We start from the raw sequence: 8,416 nt of genomic DNA on the forward strand, positions 1-8,416 counted from the left end.
GGTCCTCGGACCGGATCATCACCACACCAACCGGACACCACTACCACTCCACAGCACCACCCATCACACCCAACCTCAACAGACGAATCTAGTGCTCAAACCACTCATTCACCCGAGAAACGATCTCGCGATCGAATGCATCATCGCTATGGTGCTCGTTGATCCATGTGGCGAATGATCCTCCTGCCGCAGCGTCCAGTTCGGCGTGGCAGGATTGCGGATCGGTGAGTGCTCGGAAGAGCATGTCCTGTGCCTCGTCGGCGGAGGAATACAGGTAGGGGTAGTCCTCCGGAAGCAGAGCGCGGGCCCACGGCAGATCCGGGAACACGCCGATCACGCCAGATCCCATCGCCTCCACATAGGCCATTCCGTAGGCTTCTTCGGTGGCTGTGGCTAGGAACGCCCGTGTGCGGGCAAGTGCCTCGTAATATGAGGTTCGCTCTGCCGTGAGAGGGCCAACCCACACCCAATTCAGGCGGGAGAAGGACATTGCCTTCTCGCTCACCAGATGAGTTTCGTGCAGCCTCATCTCTGCTCTCAGTGGTGTGCGGGCCCGCACCTTCTCGACGATTTGACGGAACATATCCGGGCGCTTCGTGCTGGTCAGGTAGATGGCGGGGTATAGAACAACGGGCACGTCCGGTTCGTTGCGTGGCTGGACGTGGTCTACCCGGAATCCGAGATTCACCCACGCCAGCTTCGCCTGTGCGGATATATCCGATGTAGTCCGCTTAGATACGATCTCTCGAACCTCTGATGCGGTTCGGTGAGAGGAGGCGAAGGTGGGGAACAGCGCGCAGGACAGTGCGAACATCTGCTTCTCCACCCGGTGTTCGATATCGCGCACCGGCCACCAGACGAAGTTCATGATCTGCGGCTGAACCGTTCCTCCCGATGCATGGAACACGGTTCTCCACACATCCACGGAATCGAGCACGTCCATGTTGATAATGACCGAATCCTCTGGATCGATAAACTCCAGTGGCACAACGTCAAACCCCTCGCAGCGGCGCGGAGCTGGGCCCACCAGCGTGGCGCCGGGGAACAACCGGAGGAAGCGCCGGACAAGAGTGGGTCCAGCATCCTTGCCCGCCACATGCCCGTCTTCGGTGATGATGGTGGAATCGCGTTTGATAAATACGTGCATGGCTTACTCGCTAATCTCGGTTTGGATACGCATCCCGTAGAAGGAGCGGTAGATGAAGAACACTGACACGAGGAAGAACACCGCGGCGGCGATGTGGACAGTTAGAGACATACCCAATGAGGTCAGTCCAACCGCTAGCTCAACGGCGAGCATTCCAAAGAGTGTGGTGAACTTGATGATTGGGTTCAAGGCGACGGAGCTCGTGTCCTTGAACGGATCTCCCACCGTATCGCCCACGATCGTAGCGTCGTGAAGTGCGGTTCCCTTGGCGTGCAAATCGGTTTCCACAACCTTCTTGGCGTTGTCCCACGCGCCGCCGGCATTCGCCATATAGATCGCTTGGTACAGGCCAAAGATCGCCAACGAAATGAGATAGCCGATCATGAGATAGGGCTCTACGAAGGCGAAGGCCAACGTGGAGAAGAACACGGCCAAGAAGATGTTGAGCATTCCCTGCTGTGCATACTGCGTGCAAATCTCAACCACGGCACGCGAGTCCTTCTCCGAGGCACGTTCGTTCCCACTATCAAGCTTGATGTGCTCTTTGATGAACTCGACTGCTCGATAGGCGCCGGTCGTCACGGCCTGCATTGACGCGCCAGAGAACCAGTACACCACCGCACCGCCGAGGATCAGCCCGAGGAGGAAGGGAGCATGCAAGATCGATAGGTTCTCCACGTTGTTGGTCAGGCCCTCCGTGAGGCCGATGATGATGGAGAAGATCATGGTGGTAGCGCCTACCACCGCGGTGCCGATGAGGACCGGCTTGGCCGTGGCCTTGAAGGTATTGCCCGCCCCGTCGTTTTCTTCCAGCATGTACTTGGCGGTTTCCCAGTTGGGAGCAAACCCGTGTTCGGTGCGAATCTCCTCATCGATGCCATCGACCTGCTCGATCTGGGAAAGCTCGTACACAGACTGGGCGTTATCGGTGACAGGACCGTAGGAATCCACGGCGATGGTCACGGGGCCCATCCCCAAGAATCCGAAGGCCACAAGTCCGAAAGCGAACACGGCCGGGGCGATCATGTATTCTTCGAGTCCCGTTGTGGAGATGCCGAATGCTACGGCCATCAGGCCAACGATGGTGATGCCCAACCAGTAGGCAGAGAAGTTACCGGCAACGATTCCGGAGAGAATGTTGAGCGAAGCGCCGCCTTCACGCGAGCTCTTCACCGTTTCACGAACGTGGCGGGACTTCGTTGACGTAAAGGCCTTCACCAACTCCGGGATAAGAGCTCCTGCCAGTGTGCCGCAGGTGATGATCAGCGCGAGCTTCCAGCCCAGTCCGTTTTCTCCGTTGCCCAGAACAGCGCCGGTTGTGGCAAATGTGAAGGCGATGCAGATGATCGAGGTGAGCCACACGAGCGAGGTCAGCGGGGTCTCAAAGTTCATCTCCTTGGCGTTCTTGTACCTGCGGGCCACCCATGCGTGGTTGATGGCGTAGGCGATGCCGGAGGCCACCACCATTGCGGCACGCACGGCAAAGATCCAAACGAGCAGTAGGCCCTGCATGGCAGGTTCTTCAACCGCCAAGATAATAAAGGTCACCAAAGCAACGCCTGTGACGCCGTAGGTTTCAAACCCGTCAGCCGATGGACCAACTGAATCGCCTGCGTTATCGCCCGTGCAATCGGCAATCACGCCGGGATTGCGCGGATCGTCCTCATCGATCTTGAATACGATCTTCATGAGGTCAGAGCCAATATCGGCGATCTTCGTGAAGATGCCGCCCGCAATTCGTAGTGCAGATGCGCCAAGAGATTCGCCAATGGCAAAGCCGATGAAGCATGCACCACCGATATCGCGCGGCAGGAAGAGCAGGATGACCAGCATCATGATGAGCTCGAGTGAAATGAGCACCATTCCAATGGACATGCCAGATTTTAAGGGGATCTGGTGGGTAGGCAACGGCTTACCCTCAAGGGAGGCAAAGGCCGTTCGCGAATTCGCGAACGTATTCACGCGAATGCCGTACCAGGCCACGATGTAGGAGCCCGCCATACCCAGCAGACTGAAGAACACGATGATGGACACACGCGACCACGCGAATCCCACAAGGAACTTGTAGTAGCCAACGATCACGATCGTGATGAATATCCACAGGATCAACAAGAACTTGCCCTGCTTGGTCAGATACGCCTTACAGGTGGTGTAGATGAGCTCGGAAATGTTGAGCATGGAGCGGTGCACGGACAGCTTGCGTAGCTGCATGTAGCTGAGCATTCCAAACCCCAGTCCACACAGGCAGATGACCATCCCGATGATCAGCAGGGTGTGGCCCGTTGCCCCGATTGCCGTGGGAACGTCATCCAACGTGGGAAGAACAAGACTGGCCTCCCCACCGTGAACAATGCCTTCATCGCCTTCACCTCCTCCTGAACTACATCCGGAGAGTAGGGCTAGTGCCGCTAAGACAGGTAGAACGCGAATAATAAGTTTTGATTGCATGGTTCCTCTGGTGTCATGGTGTTCTGCATCACCCTCGAACTTAGGTGATGTGAGCCGGCGGTGCAGCACATTTGCTTCATGCGTTGAGGACTGCTGGACGTTCGTGCACTGTCGGATGCCCGATTTGGGCACTTGGTCCTACGTGTTGTGAGCGGCGGTTGGAGCGGATCGCCGTCGTCGTCGTCAAAAATCGAAGTAACCACCCAGTAGTCCAACGGCAATACGATTGAAACGGACCTCGGGTAATCTGTGAATCCACGCGAAGCCCTGAGGAAAGGACATCTCATGCATGTGGACTATCCAGTAGATTTTGACCAAGATCCCGGTCTATTGACATTTACGTTCGGTGGCAAGGAAGCCGTTGCCGAAGTACCGGCTCCGGCCACGCTTTCCACCTCGACGCTCGATGCTTTTGCGGGGCGACTCGACCGTCCGGATATGTTGCCTTCGGACGCTGATTTGCAGGGATACCTCAATCCGCAAACGGGTCCCTTCTTCATTCCGCAGGCTCATGCCGGAGACACGTTGGCAGTGCACTTCACATCCATCGTGCCCAAGTTCGATTTTGGTATTAGTACGCTGATGCACTTCTTTGGATCGCTGACGTCGACGCCGAAGACTCCCACGTTGCAGGACCCTCTACCCGAACGGCTGTGGTATTACAAGATTGACAAGGATCGCGGCATCGTCACCATGGATGCCAACGAATCCGAGCACACATTTGATTTCGCGATGGATCCCATGCATGGAACGGTAGGGGTCGCGCCTCCTTTGGGTGAGGTTCACTCCTCGCTCACGCCGGGTTCGTGGGGCGGAAACATGGACACTCCCGAACTGCGCCAGGGTGCGACGTGCTATCTGGGCGTCAACGTTGAGGGCGCAATGTTCAGCTTTGGCGATGGTCATGCGCGGCAGGGAGAAGGGGAGTCCTGCGGGACAGCTGTGGAAGCTGCGATGGATTCAACCGTTGCTCTGGATGTCGTATCCGGCTACTACACGCCGTGGCCGCGGATCGAAACGGACGACTACATCATGACCACCGGCTCCATCCGTCCGATGGAGGATGCCTTCCGGATCGCACATACAGAAATGGTGTATTGGATCAGCGAGATCACCGGGATGTCCACGATGGATTCCTATCAGTTCGCGTCCCAGACCTCGTTGACCCCGATCGCGAACGCCGTGGATACCGTGTACACCGTTGTGTGCAAGATTCCCAAGGCCATGTTGCCTGGCGTTCAGGTGTACGGCGGGGTGCACGAGCGATTGAAGGCCATGTAGCGATGCCCGTCCGGTAGGCTGGGTGGGGACCAAGGTCCCGAATGACCTCAAGCGACCGTGAAGGATGGACCCATGGCCACTGTAGGCGACAAGACACTCGCGTCACAGCCCGAACTCTTCGAACTGGCTGAATCTCCGCAAACCGCGAGAATCTACAAGATGTTGGGGGTGATGGTGTTTCTTATTGGCGCGGGGTTCTTTACCTTCAGCCTTGTCAACGGCGTGGTTTTCATGATGATCTTTTCTGCGCTCATGGCGTTGGTCAGCCCCTTCGTCTTCTGGGACATGGCCCGCAAGGCGAGAGAATGGCGGCTGCGCGATGGCCGCACGCTGAGGCGCGATTATATGGCGCTGCGGGAGAACCCGGAGAAGGCGTGGGAGCGCCTTGCAACGGGGGATCCGGGCGTCTACACGCCCATGAAGGCTGGCGGGGATACGGAACATGCGACGGACTTCATCAGGGCCTTTTGGCCCGAGGATGAGCAGATCACCTACATTGTGGTGGAACAGGGCAAGGAGCCCTCGCCGATCATCACGCTTCACGGTGAGCAGCACGAGCTGTTCCAGCAGGCGCGGGCGAGGGGACTGGGTAGGCGGTTCGTGGGGCCGGGGCCATCGTCATCGCGAGAATCGCCTCCCAACAGCTCGGATCGCCCGTTCAGCGAAGAATCTGACGGGAATGCGTGGAGTTAGGCCCCATCGGCAACTGTGGTCAAAGCATCCCCTCCCAGGAGGAGAAGCTCCATCGTGTGATCGCTGATCGCTGTGGCGTCATCGCTGCCAGCTATGAGGATCACGCTGACTCTCTCGCCCGATTCTGTTTGGCCCGTCCACGCGCCAGCGACCACTCCGGGAAGCGATCCTCCCTTGAACCAGAGGTTCTCATAGCCCTCAACCGGTACACCGGTATTGGCACCAAGGATCTCTCCAATTTCCGGATGCTCATCGCTTGCGGCCACGAGTTGGTCAAGCACTCCGGCTACCTCCTGCGGGCTGGCGGCCCATGTGGGGGATGAGACTTCGGACGTTGTTAGGTCAAGACCGGTGACATCCACGGTCAGCTCCGTCAGGTCATCGAGGATTGCGGCGCGGCCGGCTGTATCTGCCGATGCGTAATCTTCCGTCAGCTGCGGCGCATCCTCGCCCCACACCAACTCGAAGAACTGGCGCGTGGTAGCTACCGGGCGCATATGCTCGGGCACAAGGGCATCAATACTGTCTCGGCCAACGGCCCCGATGAGCAGGTCAGTCGCGGTGTTGTCGCTGATCTCGATCATCTTCTGGGCGGCCTCGCGCACCGTCACGGTAGTTCCATCGGGTTCATCCTGAAGCTCACCGCTGGGCAGGCTCTTGTTTGCTTCTGTGACAGTCAGCTCATCGTCCCAGTTCAGATCACCAGACTCCACGGCTTCCACCACTGCGAGCAGGACCCATAGCTTGAAAGCAGAGCCGATGGGAGCCACATCGTCAGCGCCCTGCGACGCGAGTGTTTCGCCCTCGCGGGTCACGATGTAGTTGACGTCCATCGGTAGGTCATCTAGACGTGATTCCACCTCATCGAGTGAGGTAGCCGCCTCGTGATCGATGTCTGGGGTGAACAGCAGGCCCGTGATCGTGCCGTCGGACGTCACGACAATCTGGACAACGAAGGGATCGCCCTGCTCACCTGCGAAGGTAGCCGAGGCGTTGAGATCCTCGCCCGCGTAGTCACTGACAGTGAACGGCGCGGCTGGGCGGAGGTTCGTGTTGAACAAGGTGGTCAGATCCTCAAGCGAAACCTGAGCAATGAACTCATCCAAAAAGCGATCCTCGAGATCTGCCTCCGTGACATCTTCTTCTTGTTCGAGAATCTCGTGAACCCAGATCATGGCCTGACCGGCCGTTGTTTGAGGAATGGATACTGAGCTCCGCGAGGAGGGGCCGACCGATGGCGGTGAGGATGGTTCTGGATCGGAGGCAGAACCACACCCGCTCAGTATCAGGACGAGGCTTGTTGCCGCAGCCGCAACGACTGAGCGAATGTGGTTATGCATAACGATGGCTCCTAGAGAAGAGTTTCGATGGTCTGCCGTGCCCCATTTTCACGCAGGCTCGCGAGCGCGTTGGTGAACTCACGAACGAACGTTGTGTCAGCGCCGAGGCTACCAAACACGCGTTCGTTGGAGATGACCGCGGTGGCGTCACCATCACGCTGGCGTGCGACAAGCGGAAGGAGCTCGGGGGAGAGTTGATCATCGACTTCGATGCTTGTGCCGTTTTCTGCCGTGCCTTCCATTCCCAGTGTCCATGCTGCGCAGAGGGTGGCTCCGAGGGTGAGAGAGCGCCCGGCGGCAAGGTTCTCCCGCAGGGCCGCGATCACGAACTTTGGCATGCGATCCGATGCGTCTTGAGCCAACCTAGCCAGCGTGTCCGCGATGGCCTCGTTCGTGAACCGGACGAATAGCTCGTCCACGTATGCGGCAAGGTCCACGCCGGGCACGGGCGCCAGCGTGGGGATCGCTTCGCGTTCTAAGTAGGCGCGGATGAAGGCTTGAATGTCAGGATCCGCCGCTGCCTGATGAGCGAACTCCATGCCCAGCAACCGGCCCAGATGGGCGAGGGCCTGGTGTGATGCGTTGAGGAGGCGCAGCTTCATCAGTTCGTAGGGAACAACATCGTCAACAAGCTGGACGCCTGCGTCCTCATAGGGGGGCCTGCCAAGAGTGAACTTATCCTCCAGAACCCATTGTTCGAACGGCTCACAGGTTACTGGCCATGCGTCACTAATGCCGTATTCGCTTGTCACTAGCTCCACGTCAGCGGGAGTGGTGACCGGTGTAATCCGGTCCACCATGGAATTGGGGAAGGAAACGTTCGAATCGATCCAATCGGCCAGTTCGGGATCACTCATCCGAGCCTGCGCAACAACCGCACCGTGTGCGATCTTTCCGTTGCCTTGCAGGTTGTCACACGACATGACAGTGAAGGGCGGCAGGCCGGCTGCGCGCCTGCGGCGCAATGCCTCCACGATGTAACCAAACGTGGTGGAGGGTTGGTGGGGATTCTCGCTGTCTCGAACGGCGCCGGGGGAATCGGTCTTAAATTCTCCCGTGTCATCATCAGTGTTGTACCCGCCTTCGGTCACCGTGAGTGAAACGATCCGTGTTGTTTCACTGGTCATGGCGTCCAGTACCGCCTCAGGATCATCTGAGGCGAAGAGGAAGCCCGCGATAGAACCAATCACCGATGGTTCAATCTGGCCGTGGCTCTTGAGAACGAGGGTGTACAGGCCATCTTGGGCTGCCATCACATCACGCATGCGAGTGTCAGATGGCATGACACCAACACCCAAAATTGCCCAATCCGCGGCCTCGCCGTGGCGAAGGAGGCGGTCGAGGTACATCGCTTGGTGAGCGCGGTGGAAGTTTCCCAACCCAAAGTGAACGATGCCGGGTGTCAGCGACGATCTGTCGTATGGGGGATTGAGGGGTGACTGAATGAAACTCTCGAGGCTGGTTGATGCTGGCATGTTGATTGTCCTCCTCGTTGTGGAATCGTGGG

General features: G+C 58.2%; 6 protein-coding genes. 2 read left to right on the top strand and 4 right to left on the bottom strand.

The features are described from left to right. Positions 1–88: 88 nt before the first annotated feature. Both ACTHV6_RS11430 and ACTHV6_RS11435 read right to left on the bottom strand, forming a co-directional pair. The gene (locus ACTHV6_RS11430; RefSeq protein ID WP_441387717.1) at positions 89–1,147 is read right to left on the bottom strand and encodes a glycosyltransferase family 1 protein; all 1,059 of its coding nucleotides are present in this window, start codon (positions 1,145–1,147) and stop codon (positions 89–91) included. A 3-nt stretch (positions 1,148–1,150) separates the two neighbouring features. Continuing rightward, a complete protein-coding gene (locus tag ACTHV6_RS11435; RefSeq protein ID WP_441387719.1) occupies positions 1,151–3,595 on the bottom strand; it encodes a sodium-translocating pyrophosphatase in 2,445 nt (814 codons plus the stop codon). 285 nt (positions 3,596–3,880) lie between these two features. Here ACTHV6_RS11435 and ACTHV6_RS11440 point away from each other — a divergent pair, with 285 nt between their 5' ends. Beyond that, positions 3,881–4,876, top strand: a complete 996-nt coding sequence (locus tag ACTHV6_RS11440) for an acetamidase/formamidase family protein (protein WP_441387721.1) — start codon at positions 3,881–3,883, stop codon at positions 4,874–4,876. A 72-nt stretch (positions 4,877–4,948) separates the two neighbouring features. Beyond that, the gene (locus ACTHV6_RS11445; RefSeq protein ID WP_441387722.1) at positions 4,949–5,569 is read left to right on the top strand and encodes a hypothetical protein; all 621 of its coding nucleotides are present in this window, start codon (positions 4,949–4,951) and stop codon (positions 5,567–5,569) included. Here ACTHV6_RS11445 and ACTHV6_RS11450 read toward each other — a convergent pair. Continuing rightward, positions 5,566–6,909, bottom strand: a complete 1,344-nt coding sequence (locus ACTHV6_RS11450; protein ID WP_441387723.1) for a serine hydrolase — start codon at positions 6,907–6,909, stop codon at positions 5,566–5,568. The two genes, ACTHV6_RS11445 and ACTHV6_RS11450, sit on opposite strands and share 4 nt — an antisense overlap. Positions 6,910–6,920: 11 nt before the next feature. Next, positions 6,921–8,384 carry a mannitol dehydrogenase family protein gene (locus ACTHV6_RS11455; RefSeq protein WP_441387725.1) on the bottom strand — a complete coding sequence of 488 codons (1,464 nt, stop codon included), beginning with the start codon at positions 8,382–8,384 and terminating at the stop codon, positions 6,921–6,923. Positions 8,385–8,416 lie beyond the last annotated feature (32 nt).

This window comes from Ancrocorticia sp., assembly GCF_052089425.1.
Lineage (GTDB): Bacteria > Actinomycetota > Actinomycetes > Actinomycetales > Actinomycetaceae > Ancrocorticia.